We start from the raw sequence: 800 nt of genomic DNA, 5'->3' as shown, positions 1-800 counted from the left end.
GTATCAGGCTTAGGCACCGATGACGCGATTGGTTATCGTCAGTTTGTGACAGATAATCAAACCTTTACCACTACAACGGGTGAAGGTGAAGACACGACACCGGACATAGTTGAAGATAGTGCTGTAGATAATCTGCCAAGCTATGATAAGTTTGCAGCCCGTCTTGATATTGTTAAACCTAACAAATTCAAGCAACCTGCTATGATTACAACGGTTAGAAATAATGATGTCGCCTTTGATGCTGATAGTGGTTTCATGAAATCTAAGGATAAGAACGTTGCTACTTTTAAAAACGTAGGATCTATCATTGGTGACATTGATTTAAAATATAATTACGACTCTGTGTATAGAAACTTTGACACACAGATGCAGATAGGCCATGTCTACGGCGATCTTGTTAAAGAAAGTGGTATCGGTAGTGGGGTGAAATCACGCTATACCAATGTTTACGTTATGGGCCAAGCAACTGAAAATATGCCAACTGATGGTAATGTTCAATATGCTGGCGTGGCCACCTATATGGACAATCTACATTTAGGCTCAGGCGCTATCAAAGACCCAGTGGTCAATGGCACATCGACATTTAATGTGGATTTCGTCAATGATTCTATGACAGGTGAGCTGACATTTGCTGGTATTAATAAAAACATTGGCATCAGTGCTAATATTACCGGAAATACTTTCGCTGGTAGTAAGGACAATATTGCGACATCAGGTGGTTTTTATGGTGATGGTGCAAAGTTCCTAGGAGGCATTTATCAAGAAGCTCAACCTGGTAATGTAGCAGGAACAGGTACCAC

General features: G+C 40.8%; 1 protein-coding gene. It reads left to right on the top strand.

Annotation, left to right across the window (positions count from 1 at the left end):
- Positions 1–800: transferrin-binding protein-like solute binding protein (locus tag JMX98_RS13955; RefSeq protein WP_201587433.1), on the top strand; the 800-nt coding region annotated here is incomplete at both ends.

Origin of the sequence: Psychrobacter sp. HII-4 (genome assembly GCF_904846595.1) — a bacterium.
In the GTDB taxonomy this organism is placed as follows: domain Bacteria; phylum Pseudomonadota; class Gammaproteobacteria; order Pseudomonadales; family Moraxellaceae; genus Psychrobacter; species Psychrobacter celer.
Note: the sequence above shows the minus strand (reverse complement) of the source record. Positions and strands in the feature narration are given on the sequence as shown.